At 41.9% G+C, this 15,749-nt stretch carries 17 protein-coding genes and 2 tRNA genes; 17 read left to right on the plus strand and 2 right to left on the minus strand.

The features are described 5' to 3' along the window. The first annotated feature begins 472 nt into the window (after positions 1–472). From ANCC_RS02690 to ANCC_RS02735, 11 genes are all read left to right on the plus strand, one after another. A complete protein-coding gene (locus tag ANCC_RS02690) occupies positions 473–700 on the plus strand; it encodes a hypothetical protein (RefSeq protein ID WP_006567548.1) in 228 nt (75 codons plus the stop codon). A gap of 43 nt (positions 701–743) precedes the next feature. Beyond that, entirely contained in the window at positions 744–977 is a 234-nt protein-coding gene (locus ANCC_RS02695) for a hypothetical protein (protein WP_006567547.1), read from the plus strand. 13 nt (positions 978–990) lie between these two features. Beyond that, positions 991–1,179 (plus strand): DUF7336 domain-containing protein, encoded by a 189-nt coding sequence (locus tag ANCC_RS18105; RefSeq protein ID WP_039946724.1) that lies wholly within the window; start codon positions 991–993, stop codon positions 1,177–1,179. 27 nt (positions 1,180–1,206) lie between these two features. Next, positions 1,207–2,298, plus strand: coding sequence for a hypothetical protein (locus ANCC_RS02700; RefSeq protein ID WP_006567545.1), 1,092 nt, complete (start codon positions 1,207–1,209; stop codon positions 2,296–2,298). A 23-nt stretch (positions 2,299–2,321) separates the two neighbouring features. Beyond that, on the plus strand, positions 2,322–2,804 hold the full coding sequence (locus ANCC_RS02705) for a hypothetical protein (protein WP_006567544.1): 483 nt from the start codon (positions 2,322–2,324) through the stop codon (positions 2,802–2,804). 30 nt (positions 2,805–2,834) lie between these two features. Continuing rightward, positions 2,835–3,203 carry a hypothetical protein gene (locus ANCC_RS02710; RefSeq protein ID WP_006567543.1) on the plus strand — a complete coding sequence of 123 codons (369 nt, stop codon included), beginning with the start codon at positions 2,835–2,837 and terminating at the stop codon, positions 3,201–3,203. Between the two features lie 362 nt (positions 3,204–3,565). Further along, positions 3,566–3,742: a hypothetical protein gene (locus ANCC_RS02715; protein ID WP_156782921.1), complete on the plus strand. Its 177-nt coding sequence runs from the start codon at positions 3,566–3,568 to the stop codon at positions 3,740–3,742. A gap of 70 nt (positions 3,743–3,812) precedes the next feature. Next, positions 3,813–4,289: a hypothetical protein gene (locus ANCC_RS02720; protein ID WP_156782920.1), complete on the plus strand. Its 477-nt coding sequence runs from the start codon at positions 3,813–3,815 to the stop codon at positions 4,287–4,289. Between the two features lie 10 nt (positions 4,290–4,299). Beyond that, on the plus strand, positions 4,300–4,899 hold the full coding sequence (locus ANCC_RS02725; RefSeq protein WP_006567540.1) for a hypothetical protein: 600 nt from the start codon (positions 4,300–4,302) through the stop codon (positions 4,897–4,899). Then, on the plus strand, positions 4,896–5,261 hold the full coding sequence (locus ANCC_RS02730) for a DUF5412 family protein (RefSeq protein WP_006567539.1): 366 nt from the start codon (positions 4,896–4,898) through the stop codon (positions 5,259–5,261). Before ANCC_RS02725 ends, ANCC_RS02730 begins: the two co-directional genes overlap by 4 nt. 78 nt (positions 5,262–5,339) lie before the next feature. Then, the gene (locus ANCC_RS02735) at positions 5,340–7,814 is read left to right on the plus strand and encodes a DsrE/DsrF/DrsH-like family protein (protein WP_006567538.1); all 2,475 of its coding nucleotides are present in this window, start codon (positions 5,340–5,342) and stop codon (positions 7,812–7,814) included. A gap of 48 nt (positions 7,815–7,862) precedes the next feature. Here ANCC_RS02735 and ANCC_RS02740 read toward each other — a convergent pair whose 3' ends face one another. Then, complete coding sequence (locus ANCC_RS02740; RefSeq protein WP_006567537.1) at positions 7,863–8,543, minus strand: Crp/Fnr family transcriptional regulator; 681 nt, start codon at positions 8,541–8,543, stop codon at positions 7,863–7,865. 151 nt (positions 8,544–8,694) lie between these two features. Between ANCC_RS02740 and ANCC_RS02745 the strand changes: the two genes are divergently transcribed. The 4 genes from ANCC_RS02745 to ftsH are packed head-to-tail and all read left to right on the plus strand — an operon-like array spanning position 8,695 to position 13,825. Further along, complete coding sequence (locus tag ANCC_RS02745) at positions 8,695–10,092, plus strand: SpoIIE family protein phosphatase (protein ID WP_006567536.1); 1,398 nt, start codon at positions 8,695–8,697, stop codon at positions 10,090–10,092. A gap of 31 nt (positions 10,093–10,123) precedes the next feature. Then, positions 10,124–11,437 carry a tRNA lysidine(34) synthetase TilS gene (gene tilS, locus ANCC_RS02750; RefSeq protein WP_006567535.1) on the plus strand — a complete coding sequence of 438 codons (1,314 nt, stop codon included), beginning with the start codon at positions 10,124–10,126 and terminating at the stop codon, positions 11,435–11,437. Positions 11,438–11,452: 15 nt separating this feature from the next. Beyond that, on the plus strand, positions 11,453–11,977 hold the full coding sequence (hpt, locus tag ANCC_RS02755; protein WP_006567534.1) for a hypoxanthine phosphoribosyltransferase: 525 nt from the start codon (positions 11,453–11,455) through the stop codon (positions 11,975–11,977). An 18-nt stretch (positions 11,978–11,995) separates the two neighbouring features. Next, positions 11,996–13,825 carry an ATP-dependent zinc metalloprotease FtsH gene (gene ftsH / locus ANCC_RS02760; RefSeq protein WP_009289312.1) on the plus strand — a complete coding sequence of 610 codons (1,830 nt, stop codon included), beginning with the start codon at positions 11,996–11,998 and terminating at the stop codon, positions 13,823–13,825. Positions 13,826–14,153: 328 nt separating this feature from the next. Here the strand turns inward: ftsH and ANCC_RS02765 are convergent, their stop codons facing one another. Next, on the minus strand, positions 14,154–15,413 hold the full coding sequence (locus tag ANCC_RS02765) for a dicarboxylate/amino acid:cation symporter (RefSeq protein WP_006567532.1): 1,260 nt from the start codon (positions 15,411–15,413) through the stop codon (positions 14,154–14,156). A gap of 145 nt (positions 15,414–15,558) precedes the next feature. Here ANCC_RS02765 and ANCC_RS02770 point away from each other — a divergent pair. Further along, a tRNA-Tyr gene (locus ANCC_RS02770) sits at positions 15,559–15,640 on the plus strand. Positions 15,641–15,643: 3 nt separating this feature from the next. Continuing rightward, a tRNA-Leu gene (locus ANCC_RS02775) sits at positions 15,644–15,730 on the plus strand. The last annotated feature ends 19 nt before the right edge of the window (positions 15,731–15,749 follow it).

Raw genomic sequence — 15,749 nt, forward strand, 5'->3', positions numbered from 1 at the left:
GGAGATATCCATAAAGAAAATTCTAAAGGAAGAGAACGCAAAGAAATAACGAAAAAAGCGGGATGTATTTGAAATTTAGAATTCTTATAAACATGATTTTAGAGGGTTTTATGAAGAATTGAAGATTATTTTACTATATACATAAAGGCAACTTTCAGTTTTTTTAGTGAGAATGAAATTATTAATAAGGCGGAGGTCATAATCTTGTATCAAGAAATTTGTAATACTCAAATAGTAAATTTTGATAGGGAGCTTATAGTTGATGTTTTTATTCAAGCCATGTCATTAATTGTTTGCCTAATTTTTATTAGTGCAATTTTATTTGTTATATACTGTATAATTAAAAAAATGAGGAAGGCTTGTAAAAAAGAAAAATGAAGTCATATTAAGTTTATCACTATCAGAAGAACAAAAACATTTCAGGTGAGGAGCAAACTGCATTTAGGTTAGTAAATACAAAAAGGTAAAGAATATGAATGTTTATGAACTAAGTTTTTGGTATCAGGATGAAGAAAATGATGATGAGGATGAAATAACAATAGCAGTGTATTCTTCATTGAAACTGGCTGAAGAGGCGAGAGAAAAGTTTAAGAAGCATCTCAGATTTATTACACATGAAAATGAGTTTTATATTGATGAGTACAAATTAAATGAACCAGAGTGGAAAGAAGGTTTTATCACTGATGAGGATTTATGTTAAGGGGGATGAAAACAAGAAGGAGAATAGAGTCAAATGAAGGTGGGTGATAGGAAGGACAATTTATGAATTGACATTTTACTATTGGGATGAAAATCCTGAAAATGATGATGAGACTTTTATCGCAGTATATTCTGCATATGAACTTGCTCAGAAAGGATTAGAGAAATTTGCAGAACAGCCTAGATTTAAAGGTAAGAGAGAAGCATTGTTTATAAGTGAACATGAGTTAAATGTTGAAAATAGTTTTTGGGCAGAGGGATTTTTTACAGATGAATAGGAGGGGTTTCAATATGTATATATATCAGTTAACACATAACCACGACGGAGATATTAAATTGATAGGTTATTTTAGCAGTTGGAAAAAGGCAAGAATCATAATGAAAAAGTATCGGTCATCAGTCGAAGGGTTTAAAGATTATCCAACGGGCTTTAAAATAAGAAAAATTAAGGTGAATGAGGATCATTATATTTTTATATAGACCTTGTATATAGAGGAAGAGTGTGCAATGAAAAGTATATTAAAAATAGCAGCGATTATATGCACTATTTTCGGAATCTTTAATTTGTGTTTGTTTTTTATTCAGAAAGCTAGAATTAATTTTCATCATACAGCAGAATACACCAATATGTCTGAGTCGTATTCAAAAACAAATTACGTCTTGGTTCGCAAAAAGAATTCCATCAGAAATTTCCCATTTGTTTTTGGAGAACGACTGTACTTATATGATATTGGAAAAGACAGGGAATACTTGATTAGTAACTATGTTCGTCCATTTTATACTTATGGTGATATGCTTGCAGTCCATAACAATAAAGTGTTTTACAATGTTTCTGGTGAAGGCCCGGGTATTGAATTATACTCGAAAAAACTGCGGGATATTGGAATGGGTCAAAAAATATTAGATCAGGCAGGGCTATATACTGTTTCGTCAAACAATATTTATTATTTAAAGAATCAAGAGACAACCTATAAAGAAGAACAAAATTTTCTGTATAAAAAGAATTTAAAAAATGGGAAGACAAAAACCATATTGAAAGAGAATTTGTCCAATGTATTACGTTTTGACAATGGTTTTATTTATAGTTGGAATAGATTTTCAAAAGAGCTGCTTGAAATAAATGAAAAGAATAAAACAATTGTAAGATGTCCGGCAAAAGAGGAACCACTTTGGATTGGGTATGTAGATCCACAATATTTTTTGAGCATAGATGAAGCAAATATTGTTTTATACAATAAGAAAACGAAACATAAGAAATACTTAGTTAAAAATATAAAAAAAGAAAAAGAGCTATTAAATCGAAAAGCTAAAATTGAAAAAGACTATTTGTATTATAATAATGAAAATTTAGATTTTTATTGTTTAAATGTTTATACAGGAGATAAACAAAAAATAATATCATTTTCAGAAAATGATGAGGTGAAAGATTCTATTAAATACAATGAGTATTATGCTGACGTTAATTATTGTAATGATTATGTAGTAATAGATTTAAATTATGTTTCGAATAAAAAATTAAATCTTATGAAAAGAAGTTTACTGGTTTTTGATTATAATGGGAAGTTAGTAAAAAACAAAAAATTGAAAGCATTACTTTAAATTAAACTCAGTGGAGCAAATATATGATAAAAAAGCGATACATTGTTATCGGAATTATTCTATTTTGGGGATTATGTGGAGCAATACATATACAGGATTTAAGACAATACCCATATTGTTATGCGGAAAGCAATGATGGGAAATGGAGATTGTATGGATACATTGTTTATGAAGGGGGAGATTGGACTGGAGATTTATATTATGAAGGAAATAATACTGGAGATATCGGTGTCATAGATGTAAAAATAAATTACAACGGTGATACTCATAAATACGGAGGTAAAATAAAATCAAGAGTTAATGGAAAAGGCGATTCAATAACAAAAGATCGATTTATTAATGAAAATAAGGAGAAATATTATCTAGTATGGGAATTTGGAGGTGTCGATATTCCTGAGGTTATTTTAAAAGTAAATTGGATGGAAGGAAAAATATCAAAAAGTGCTATTTTAAAACCAGAGCTTCGCTATGGCGGGCCCATAATAAGAAAGATTTGGGTTAGATAACTGATTAACTAAAAAATTACGGGAGATAAAATGAACATAAAAATATTACTGCTCTTAGCTGTTTATATTTTTGCACATATCATTCACGATGTTTTTATTTTGTGGATCAATGGAGACTACAAATTGATAAAGCATCACTTTAAATGGTGTTTGTATTTGCTCTTAACTTGTGGTATTTACGCGGTCACAGACTTTATTGATGATCATTTTAAATTATCAGTTTCTTTAAAACAGTTTGTTGGAATCATAGAATTTGTAATTTTAATTGGTATTGGTTTTTATGCAATAGTAAAAACAAAAGACAAAGAAGAGAAGAATAGTGGAATAATTTTTCTTACTGTGATGATGTTAATTGTGATTGTCAGTGATGTGATTTTAAAATGGATTGAGCTTATTTAAGTTTATTCATACGTTCGCTAAATAATAAATTATGAAAAAAGCAAAAAAGTTACGGATAAATCACTAGGAATTATAGTAGTTGTAAAAATTATTTTGAATGGAGAATAAAATGAAATATGTATTGTTGACTTTAGGTGTTATGTTGTTTATACTCTCATTTTTTCCGAATTTAATGGGTGGAGTCTTAAATTATATTCTAGTAATAAGTCTTTTTATAACAATATTTTTATATCTAAAGAAATAGTATAATATTAGATTTTGAATTCGCAAGAAGAATATAAGAAAAAAATAATGTTTTATCAACAACAGCAGGGTGTACAAAATTTATAATGATAAAAGAGAAGTTAAAATGGGAGGGAGAAATGAAGTATATTTTGTTTTTCTTAGGAATGGGACTTTTTATATTCAACAAATTCTTTCCTGAGTTGAGGGAAGGAATTTTGGGTGACTTTCTAATTACAGCGATTATGGTATTTGCAATTATAAATCTTATGATACAGAGGAAGAAGAGTAAAAAAGATATTGACAATGAGGAATAAATGAAAAAAAATAATACTTGGTTCAATGATACATAATCGTGTGAAGCACGCCAAGCCTAAAGGGCATAGAATGTGGTGCGTCTTACTGTGTATAGTTTTAGCGGTTATAGGAATCTATCAATGGAACCGTCCCTATGTAAAAGTGGCTGTCAATTATAGTGCGGAGGATATCACAGGGACAAAAAATAAGACAAGCCGAATAAAGATCAGACAAACGGATAAGAATGCGCAGTGGTCTTACCATGATGGTTTTACATTAAAAGATGGAAATGCGGACTATGGAGAATATGCGATTATGATTCCGCTGGATTCAAAAAGTTTAGAATTTCAGGGGACGTTAAAGATTTTATATCTTAAATTAAATAATTGGTATAAAACCAAAATAGATGTGAACTTAGATATAAAACATCATGAGGGACAAGCCTATTTAACCGTGGATACAAAGTTGTCAGAGGGCAGCAGATTTCAAAGGAATCAGACAGTGAATCACAAGAAATTTCTGCTGAAAAAAGATCCTCAGGAGTACAACATGAGTTTGGAGGAATAAGAAACATATCATGAGATATAAGAACCTCTGGAAAACATTAATAATCATTCTGCTTATCGTATTGGTTTGTATGGCGGGTATGTATATTTCTATTTATATAATGCTTCAGAGGGATTACGATGATTTTCTCGACAACGATCAGGCAAGTAATGTGATGATCGGGTATGACGGCAAGGAGCACACACTGGTATACGATATCATGATCTGTGACTATGACAGGGTGGAAGAACATTTGAAGAAGGGTGCAGAGTTGAATCAGTTTGTAGATTCAGTGGAACAGTCACCGTTAGAACTGACGGTAACACTCCCAAAATCAGAAGATGTTTATAAAATGTCAGACCTACTTATTAAATATGGGGCAGATGTGAATTTTCGGGACAAGCATGGAGCCAATATATTGTTTTATATTCTGTATGACAGAAACAATTATATAAATGTTTCAAAAGAAAAGCTTTTAAAATATTATCTGAAAAAAGGGGCTGACAAAAATATAACCATAAAAAATTTTGATAAAAATGAACCGGACCTGAAGGGGAGCATAACTTTGATGGAATATTGTAAGAGAAAAGGATACAGTCGTGAATTAGAGGTTTTAGAGGAGTATGAATGAAAAAGAAATCGTTTTTCAGGGGCAGTATATTATTAGGCATACTGCCTCTTTTTCTTTTTGGATGGGCAGTCTATCACTTTACACTGGATACTCAGTCCGTCCCTAAAGGGGAATTGATAAAAAGTATAGAATCCCCAAGCGGCAGATACACCGCCAATGCCTACCACGGACAAGACAATACAACGGTCGATTTTTCAGTGATCGTTGAGATCGAGGATAAACAGAACTCAAAAAAGAAAAATATTTATTTTGAATATCACTGTGAAGATGCCGACATGAAATGGCTGTCTGATTCCAAAATAAAAATTAATGGGAAAACACTGGATATCCATAAAGATGTATACGACTTCAGATATGAATAATATTTTCCTGTGTGACATGGTCACAGAGTAATCACTGCATTTCAGATATGATATTTAAAAAAATATGAGGTGGAAAATATGAGGAAAAAAACAGTGATCATCGGCGGTGTGGCAGGCGGCGCGACGACAGCGGCCCGTCTTCGGAGAAAAGATGAGAGTATGGAAATTGTGCTTCTGGAACGGGGTGAATATATTTCCTATGCCAACTGCGGGCTTCCGTATCATGTGGGCGATGTGATCAAAAACAGGGAGTCTCTGCTTCTTCAGACTCCGGAGGCCATGAAAAAGAAATTTAACGTAGATGTCAGGGTGCAGAATGAAGCCGTGAAAATTAACCCGGAAGATCATATAGTGACCATAAAAGATTTAAAGGCGGGCAGAGTGTATGAGGAGAACTACGATTATCTGGTGATCGCCACAGGATCTTCTCCGGTCGTGCCTCCGATCCCGGGTATTGACGGACCGGATATTTATACTCTTTGGACGGTTCCGGACACAGACAGGATAAAGAAAGTCATAGAGACAAAAAAGCCGAAGACAGCAGCGGTAATCGGCGGCGGATTCATCGGCCTTGAGATGGCAGAAAATCTTCACAGGGCAGGCCTTGAGGTGAGTATCGTGGAGATGCAGGACCAGGTCATGGCTCCTCTGGATTTCGAGATGGCCCAGCTTCTTCATGAAAACATAGAAATGAACGGTGTCAGCCTGATACTGGGAGACGGCGTGGCATCTTTTGAACATAAAGACGGGAAAACGTTGATCACACTGAACAGTGGGAAGGAATTACAGACAGATATGGTCCTGCTGTCCATCGGAGTGCGTCCAAACAGCGAACTTGCGGGGGAAGCAGGTCTAAAACTTAACGGCAGAGGCGGTATTCTGGTTGATGAGATGCTCCGGACTTCCGAAGAGAATATATATGCAGTAGGCGATGTCATAGAGGTTGAAAACTATGTATTGAAAGAACCAGCAATGATTCCTTTAGCCGGACCGGCCAACAAGCAGGGAAGAATTTGTGCGGATAATATTGCAGGGGGACAGAAGAAATACAAAGGGACTCTTGGGACTTCAGTTGCTCAGGTATTTGACCTGACAGCTGGGGCAGCCGGGGTTAATGAAAAGACGCTGATCCGTAAGGGGAAGGTCCGGGGGAAGGACTATGAAACTGTACTGATCAATCAGAAATCCCATGCGGGATATTACCCTGGTGCTGTTCCGGTTACGTTAAAGCTGTTGTTTGACCTGGATGGAAATATTCTTGGCGCACAGGCAGTAGGGCAGGAAGGTGTGGATAAACGAATCGACGTGCTTGCAGGCGCCATGCGTTCTGGAAATACGATCTATGATCTGGAAGAGCTGGAACTTGCCTATGCCCCTCCTTATTCTTCAGCGAAAGATCCGGTAAATATGCTTGGCTTTACGGCAGAGAATGTTTTGGAGAAGATGGTCTCTTTCATGAGCTGCCGGGAACTGGATGACAGGATTGAAACAGAAGGATGGGAGAAGGACTTAACCATTTTGGATGTAACCGAAGAGATGGAGCGGATGGTGTTCCATATTCCGGGCTCCGTTCACATTCCGCTGGGGCAGCTGAGACAGAGAATGTCTGAGCTGCCGAAGGACCGGATGATCGTGACTTACTGTGCCATTGGAGTCCGTTCCTACAACGCAGCCAGAATTCTTATGCAGAATGGTTTTTCAGATGTAAAGGTGCTGGAAGGAGGAACGAGTTTTTATCAGTCTATGCATTACAAAGACAGCCGGCCATCTGCCTGCCGGGAAGAAGAGCAGCTGAAAGCAGCAGAGGCAGAGCCAAAAGAAGTAAGGCTTGTTGACTGCTGCGGCCTTCAGTGTCCGGGGCCGATCATGAAGGTTCACGAGACCTTAGAATCCATGGAGGATGGCGAGACAGTCAAAGTAGCAGCCACAGACATGGGATTTCCGAGGGATATTGAGTCCTGGTGCCAGAGGACAGGAAATACGTTAGTCAAGAAGGAGCGGGACGGAAAACAAAATGTAGTCTTTATAAAAAAAGGAAAAGAAGGGCAGCAACTGTGTGCGGCAGCCACTGACGTAATCAGCGGTCAGGGCAAGACGATGGTCGTGTTCAGCGGAGATATGGATAAGGCCCTCGCCTCCTTTATTATCGCCAACGGTGCCGCAGCTATGGGCAGGCCGGTCACCATGTTTTTTACCTTCTGGGGGCTGAATATTCTGAGGAAGCCGGAAAAACAGCATGTAAAAAAATCAGCTGTGGAGAAGATGTTCGGAGCTATGATGCCGAGAGGAAGCAGGAAGCTTAAACTGTCCAAAATGAATATGGGCGGCATGGGAACAAAGATGATGAAGCGGGTCATGAGAGAGAAAAATGTGGAAACTCTTGAAAACCTCATGAAGCAGGCCATGGAAAATGGTGTGAAGCTGGTGGCCTGTACCATGTCCATGGATGTGATGGGCATCAGAAAAGAAGAGATCATTGACGGTGTGGAGTTCGCAGGAGTGGCCTCCTATTTGGGAGACGCGGAAAATTCCGATGTAAATCTTTTTATCTAAGCAATAAAATGCAGCAAAACGGCATCTGTCCGTTTGCTGCATTTTATTTCAGCTGATCAGCTGTTTTAATCCCTTTTTATCAAGGATCGTGACTCCGCCTCTGGACAGTTTTACCAGCCCTTCCGATGAAAAGTATTTCAGCATACGGCTCACAACCTCTCTGGCGCTTCCGGTGTATTTGGCGAGCTGTTCATGGGTCATATGAATGTCGTCAGAACCTGTTTTTCCGCTCTCATCCAGAAGAAAAATTGCAAGCCTCTGATCGAAACTCATGAACAAAATCTGCTGCATGGTCCACATCACATCAGAAAAACGCTCGGTAGCCTGTTTATAGGTAAAGGCTTCGGCATAAATATTCCGGTCAACAATTTCGGAATAAGCACCTGCGCTGATCTGTATGATCTCACTTTCTGTTACCGCCTCCATCTGTACTTCAAAAGTAATGGCAGACAGTACGCAGGAAGCAGAAAGGACACAGACATCTCCCTGCTCCAGACGGTACAGAGTAATCTCCTTCCCTTCTTCTGAGAGCATGTAAGTCCGCACACTTCCGCTTTTGATGATCAGCACGCCGGTACATTCACAGTTCTGGCACCGGATAATCCCTCCTTTTTCGTAGCGTATAAGCTGAGACCACTGGGAGAGAGTCTTTTTTTCTGTTTCTTTCAGGTGCTCCCAAAAAGGAAGGGACGACTTTAAGATAGGGATCATTTCGTCTGCATGCTCCATTCGTTACCTCCAATCAATACTTTAAATTTATTTTAGCTGTCCCAAAGAGAAATAACAAGAGCTGTTTGTATGGAAATCGGTTCCTTAGATCCGTTTCAGCAAATTATGACACAAGACCCTTGTATAATTAGAAGCTGAAGGAGGGTCCAGGATGCCGATTATAAAGAAAAAAGAACCAGTAGAAGAGATATTTTTCAATGAGCTGGAAGATATCATATCATATAATATGAAACAGATGGAGCACTGCCTCACTACGATCGGAAAGCGGATGTGTGCAAAGCAGGATGAAGACTTGGAAAAAAAGACCGGAAGAACGATCATAGAGAGCACGATTTTAAAAGAATGTATGCTGTGCCGGGAAAAAGATAAGTGCCGGCTGACTCTCGACGACAGGGACAAGCTGGGGGAACTTCTGGAGAAGCAGGGAGGCCTCAGCGTGCAGAATATCCGCTCTGTCTGCAAATGCCAGCGGGAGAAGGAGTGGGTGGAAGAGATCAATACGATCTATGAAAGAGAGCTTTTTTTGTATGCCTGTGAACAGCGTTTTATCGAAATGCGCAGGATGATCGGGGAACAGTACATAGAGGCGGGAAGGATGTTTAAAAGCTTCTCGGCCCAGAAATATCAGCTGTCCGGAGTCCGCCCCATGCAGGAAGTTATTGAGAAGGGGCTGAAAGCCCATCATCTGAAAGTGAAAAAGGTTTACATCTATGAAGATGACATGAGGGGAAAGCAGATATACCTGTTTTTAAAAGCCCAGAAGGGAAGGGAAGTAACGACCAAAGAGGTAGCCCGCTGGCTGTCGGTCATTTTACAGGAAAAACTTCAGCCGCTGCCCAACGGTAAGCAGGCCATCGGGGAGAACTATGAGATGATGGGGGTGCAGGCGGCGACCAAATTTCATGTGCTGACAGGGGTGATCTCCAGGGCGGAGAAAGAAGATATGAAAAATGGGGATAATTTTTCTATGGGTACTGTGGGAAATCACAGGTTTGTCTCTATGATCTCCGACGGCATGGGCACAGGAACCGCTGCAAACAGAGACAGCAAAGCGGTGATCGAGACACTGGAGGAACTTTTGGAGGTGGGATTGGACGAGAAAAGAGCCGTCCAGCTTCTGCAGTCTATTTTTGTGTTCTGGCCGGAGAAGGAGCGCTATTCGACCCTTGATTATCTGCAGATCGATCTGCACGCCGGAATCGGTAGTTTTCTCAAATTGGGTGCCTGCCCGTGTTTCCTTAAGCGGAAGGGACAGGTGGAGATGGTGCAGCTTCCAAGCCTGCCGGTAGGTGTTTTAAAGGAAAAGACACTGCCGATACACCGGAAGAAGCTGGAGGCGGAAGATTTCATTTTACAGGTCAGCGACGGCATCATTGACTCCATGGGCGAAAAAGGAGTGGAACTGCTGATGGAGTATATGAAGCAGATCCATACCACACGGCCCCAGGGGTTTGTGGATGAACTGATGGAGAAAATCGAAAAAACCGAGGGATACGAAAAAAAGGATGACATGACGATGATCGGTCTCGGAATTTGGGATAAGTATTGAATCCTTGGATTGGGAATGATAAAGTATTGATATGGATAAAGTACGAAAGTTTATGGAAAAACATCATATGATCGGTCAGGGAGACTTTATCGCTGTGGGAGTCTCCGGGGGAGCAGACTCTGTGTGCCTGCTCCTGCTTTTATGTGAGCTTAAGCAGGAGTATGATCTTGAGCTCTGCGCAGTCCATATCAATCACGGTATCCGCAGGGAAGCGTTCAAAGACCAGGAATTTGTGGAAAACTTATGCCGGAGACGGAAGGTGCCGTGGATAACTTTTTCAGAAGATGTGAAAGGCACAGCTGAAAAACAATCTATGTCTCTGGAAGAGGCAGGGCGGATGATCCGCTACCGGTGTTTTAGGAAAGTTCTGGATATGCACGGAGGCGGAAAGATTGCAGTGGCTCATCACCAGAATGACCAGGCGGAGACGATGCTTTACCGGATGTCCAGGGGGACCGGAATACAGGGACTGAAAGGGATGGAAGCCGTCCGGGCAGATGTGATCCGGCCGCTATTGTGCCTTAAGAAAGAGGAAATTCTTGCTTATTTAAAAGAAAAGGACCAAGACTGGATGGAGGACGCCAGTAATGAAGATAATACGTTTGCCAGGAATAAGATCCGTAATCAGGTTATTCCGGCGCTCACAAAAGTCAATGCAAGGGCGGTGGAACATATCGTTTCATTGTCTGAAGAAATCGAAGAGTGGAGCCGGTATTTAGAAGAGCAGCTGTCTGAGGCATGGAAAGCCTGTGTAAAGCAGGAAGGAAAGGGACGTCTCATCGATACTGGCCGGTTTCTGGAGGAACCGGAGCCGATCAGGAGGCTTTTGGCAAAACAGGCCATAGAACAGGCCGCAGGGAGAAAAAAGGATATTGAGAAGGTCCATATCCAGAGTTTCTGTGATCTGGCTTTCAGGGAAACCGGGAAATCCATCGATCTTCCATATGGACTTATTGGGAGAAAAACATACGGGGGACTCTTGGTGGAGGAAAAGCAGACAAGAGCAGAAACAGGGACTGCGGGACAGCTGGTCCTGACCGAGACGGACCGGTATGAAAAAATGGAGGAAAAAGATTTTACCAAAATCATTGATTATGATAAAATAGACAAAGACATCCAACTGCGGTACAGAAAGTCAGGAGATTTTTTTGTATTTTCAAAAGATGGAAAGAGTAAGTCTCTGAGCCGGTTTTTTATTGACCAGAAAATCCCGCGGGAAGAGCGGGACCGGATACCGCTTGCGGCAGACGGAAGCCGGATCATATGGATCATCGGTCACCGCCTGAGCGAGTTTTATAAGGTTTCTGAAAAAACGAAAAGATATTTAAGATTGGAATACAATTAGGAGGAAAACATTAAAATGGAACAAGCAGAGATTAGAGAGTTGATCTCAGAGGAAGCTGTGGATAAGAGAATCAAGGAGATGGGAGCTCAGATCAGCAAAGATTATGCGGGGAAAGAAGTACATTTGATCGCGATCTTAAAAGGCGGCGTCTTTTTTGCATGTGAGCTCGCCAAGAGGATCACAGTCCCTGTTACGATTGATTTTATGTCCGTGTCCAGCTACGGAGATTCCAGAGAGTCTTCCGGTATCGTAAAGATTGCCAAGGATCTGGATGAACCGATCGAGGATAAGGAAGTTCTGATCGTGGAAGATATCATTGATTCCGGAAAAACACTGAACCACTTAAAGCCAATGCTTTTGAGCAGAAAACCTAAAAGCATAAAGATCTGCACCCTTTTAAATAAACCGGAGCGCCGGGAGGTGGATGTGGAAGTGGCATACACAGGATTTGACGTGCCGGATGAGTTTGTCGTGGGCTATGGCCTGGATTTTGCTCAGAATTACAGGAATCTTCCATATATCGGAGTCGCAGAAGAATAGCAGAGAGGAGACAGTAAGTTGAACCCAAGAAGAGGAAACAGCAATTTTTTGTTCCTTGCAGTCATCTTATGTCTGGGGATTATTTATTTTTCCAGAATGATGAACAGCAGCGAGGACAATTATAATTACGCACAGTTCCGTCAGGACGCAAAAGCGGGGCAGGTTGTGGGAATCACCATGAAGCAGAACAAAGAGGTCCCAACCGGCACTATGACGGTAGAGTTAAAAAATGAAGTGTATAAAAACTGTAATATTACCGACGTTGACGCGGCGGTAAAAGAGATCGAGAATAAATATCCGAATCTCTACAAAAAAATGGTAGTGAAGCCGATCGACCGGAGCGGGGACTGGATCACGACCCTGCTGCCGAACCTTTTGATGGTGGGAATCCTTGTATTTTTCCTGATCATGATGATGAAGCAGAATGGCGGCGGCGGAAAAATGATGGATTTCGGAAAGAGCCGTGCCAAGATGGCAAATCCGGACGGCCCCAAAGTTACATTTGACGATGTGGCGGGTCTTACCGAGGAAAAAGAAGAACTGGAAGAAGTGGTGGATTTCTTAAAAGATCCCAAGAAGTTTATCGGCATCGGGGCAAGAATCCCGAAAGGTGTCCTCTTAGTAGGACCTCCGGGAACCGGTAAGACACTGATAGCAAAAGCCGTTGCCGGAGAGGCCAATGTTCCGTTTTTCAGCATTTCAGGTTCTGATTTCGTTGAGATGTTTGTCGGTGTCGGGGCTGCCAGGGTCAGAGACCTGTTTGGAGAGGCAAAGAAGAACGCGCCATGTATTATTTTTATTGACGAGATCGACGCGGTGGCAAGACGGAGAGGTTCCGGACTGGGCGGCGGCCATGACGAGAGGGAACAGACCTTAAACCAGATGCTTGTGGAAATGGACGGTTTCGGTGTCAATGAAGGCATTATTGTCATCGCAGCTACGAACCGTGTGGATATCCTTGACCCGGCGATTCTCCGTCCGGGCAGATTTGACCGGAAAGTCGGCGTGGGACGTCCGGATGTCAAAGGAAGAGAAGATATCCTTAAGATCCATGCTAAGAAGAAGCCATTGGGCGATGATGTGGATCTCCACGAGATCGCCAGAACGACAGCGGGATTCGTGGGCGCAGATCTGGAAAACCTGATGAACGAAGCGGCCATCCAGGCGGCTAAAAATAATCGGGGATACATTGTGAAAGAAGACATTGACAAATCCTTTATCAAGGTGGGCATCGGCACAGAGAAAAAGAGCCGTGTTGTCCCTGAGAGCGAGCGGAGGATTACGGCTTACCACGAGGCAGGCCATGCAATCCTGTTCCACGTGCTTCCGGATATGGGACCGGTCTATACGGTTTCCATCATACCGACCGGCGTTGGCGCGGCGGGATATACGATGCCGCTTCCTGAAAACGACAATATCTTTAACACGAAAAATAAAATGCTGCACAATATCATGGTAAGCCTCGGAGGAAGAATCGCAGAAGAGCTGATCTTTGAAGATATCACGACCGGTGCCTCCCAGGATATCAAGCAGGTTACCCAGCTTGCAAGGTCTATGGTCACAGAGTACGGCATGTCAGACCGTCTCGGCCTGATCAATTATGACAGCGGAGAAGGGGATGAAGTCTTCCTCGGAAAAGAAATCGGCCAGCCCCGTCCGTACGGAGAGCGGGTGGCGACTATCATCGATGAGGAAGTAAAAGACATCGTGGATGACTGCTATAAGAAAGCCAGAGCGATCATCGAGGAGCATATGGAAGTGCTCCACAGCTGTGCAAAACTGCTGTTGGAAAAAGAACGAATCAATCAGAGTGAATTTGAAACCTTGTTTGAAGGTACAGAAGCGTGACATTTTCCACATGATTTCCGTTCGGCTCTTAGAATGCCTCACTCCAATCATGTGAAAAATGGACATAATGTCTGCTGGAGAAGTATTATTCGATTAAATGGGCTATTCAATGTAAGATTTCTATATTCATTAGCCTTCTCCAGAAGATATTTCGTGGATTTCGTGCAAAAAACTGCCGCACCTTTTTAGTGCGACAGTTTTTTTATGACATTTTCCACATGATGTCTGTTGGACAAGTATTCCTAGAACAAAAGAAGCTATCCAATGATAGTTTTTAGCACTATTGGAGGAACGCATTTCAAAGCGTGACGAAATAGTGGTAAATAACTTACAGGTTATTGGATATGTTTAGTTTTCTCCGCGCTTCTTTCCGTTTTTCCATGGCATCTACGCAGATCGTGCAGGCTGCATCCCCGGTGATGTTGACGGTGGTTCTCGCCATATCGAGGATACGGTCGACTCCGGCTACGAGGGCGATTCCCTCTAAAGGAAGCCCGACACTCTGAAGCACCATGGCAAGCATGATGACCCCGGACCCCGGAACTCCGGCGGTTCCTATGGAAGCCAGGGTCGTCGTCAGAATGACCATCAGCTGCTGGGTTAATGTCAGATGTACACCGAAGATCTGGGCAATGAAAATAGCGCTGACTCCCTGGTAGATTGCGGTACCGTCCATATTGATCGTAGCGCCAAGCGGCAGGACGAAGCTTGCGATCTCTTTTCTGGCACCAAGTTTTTCTGTACATTCATAGTTAAACGGCAGAGTGCCCACACTGCTGGCACTGGAAAACGCAAATAGCATGGCCGGGCTCTGTTCCTTAAAGAATCTGAGCGGGCTGATGCCGCTGAATCCTTTGACCGCGCTGGAATAAACTACAACCATATGCACGATGCTGGCCAGATAGGCCACTCCGATCAATTTCAGAAGAGGAAGCAGTACGGACGGACCATTTGCGGCCACGACCGGAGTGATCAGTGCGAACACGCCAATCGGCGAAAGGTTGATGATGAGGCCCATAATGTTGATGCAGACTTCGGAAAGACTCTCCACAAGGTCTGCCGCGGGTTTTCCCTTGTCACCGGCAATGATGATGCCGAATCCGAAAAACAGTGCGATGACAATGACCTGGAGCATTGTGGCGCTGACTAAAGGCTCGACTGCGTTTGACGGAAAGATATTTACAAGGGTTTCGATAAGAGAAGGAGCCTTGGTAGCGCCTTCATATGCCTCCAGAGAGGAGCTGTTCATTACATAGCCGCCGCCTACGTTCAGTACATTTGCGAACAGCAGGCCAAATGTAACCGCAAATGCGGTGGTAACGATGTAAAAGCAGATGGTTTTTCCTCCGATGGAACCTACCTTTTTGATGTCCTGGAGAGAGACGACCCCCTGGATGATAGAGAACAGGACCACAGGGACGACGATCATTTTGATCAGATTCAGAAAAATAGTCCCGAACGGCTGAATGTAATTCTCAGCGATCTTCGGATGGCCCTGAAGCAGAAGACCGGACAGGATACCTAAGAATAGAGCTGTCAGGATCATCACGGTCAGGGATAATTTCTTTTTTTGTTTTTTTGTATTCATACTTTCTTTTCTCCTAAATTTGTAGTATAGCCACGAAATATTTTAAAGGAAAAAGGCGGAAAAAACAATGGGATTCATCGGAATTCTCAAAAAATACTTGCATTTTCATATTTCATACAGTATAATTTTAAATTGTCAGGAACGCGGTGGGATTCCCGAGTGGCCAAAGGGGGCAGACTGTAAATCTGTTGGCAACGCCTTCGAAGGTTCGAATCCTTCTCCCACCATCAGCCGTTGTGGCGGAACTGGCAGACGCACAGGACTTAAAATCCTGCGGGACTTATACTCCCGTACCGGTTCGATTCCGGTCAACGGCATATTTCAGGATAAGACTTA

It is taken from the genome of Anaerostipes caccae L1-92, assembly GCF_014467075.1.
Classification (GTDB): domain Bacteria; phylum Bacillota; class Clostridia; order Lachnospirales; family Lachnospiraceae; genus Anaerostipes; species Anaerostipes caccae.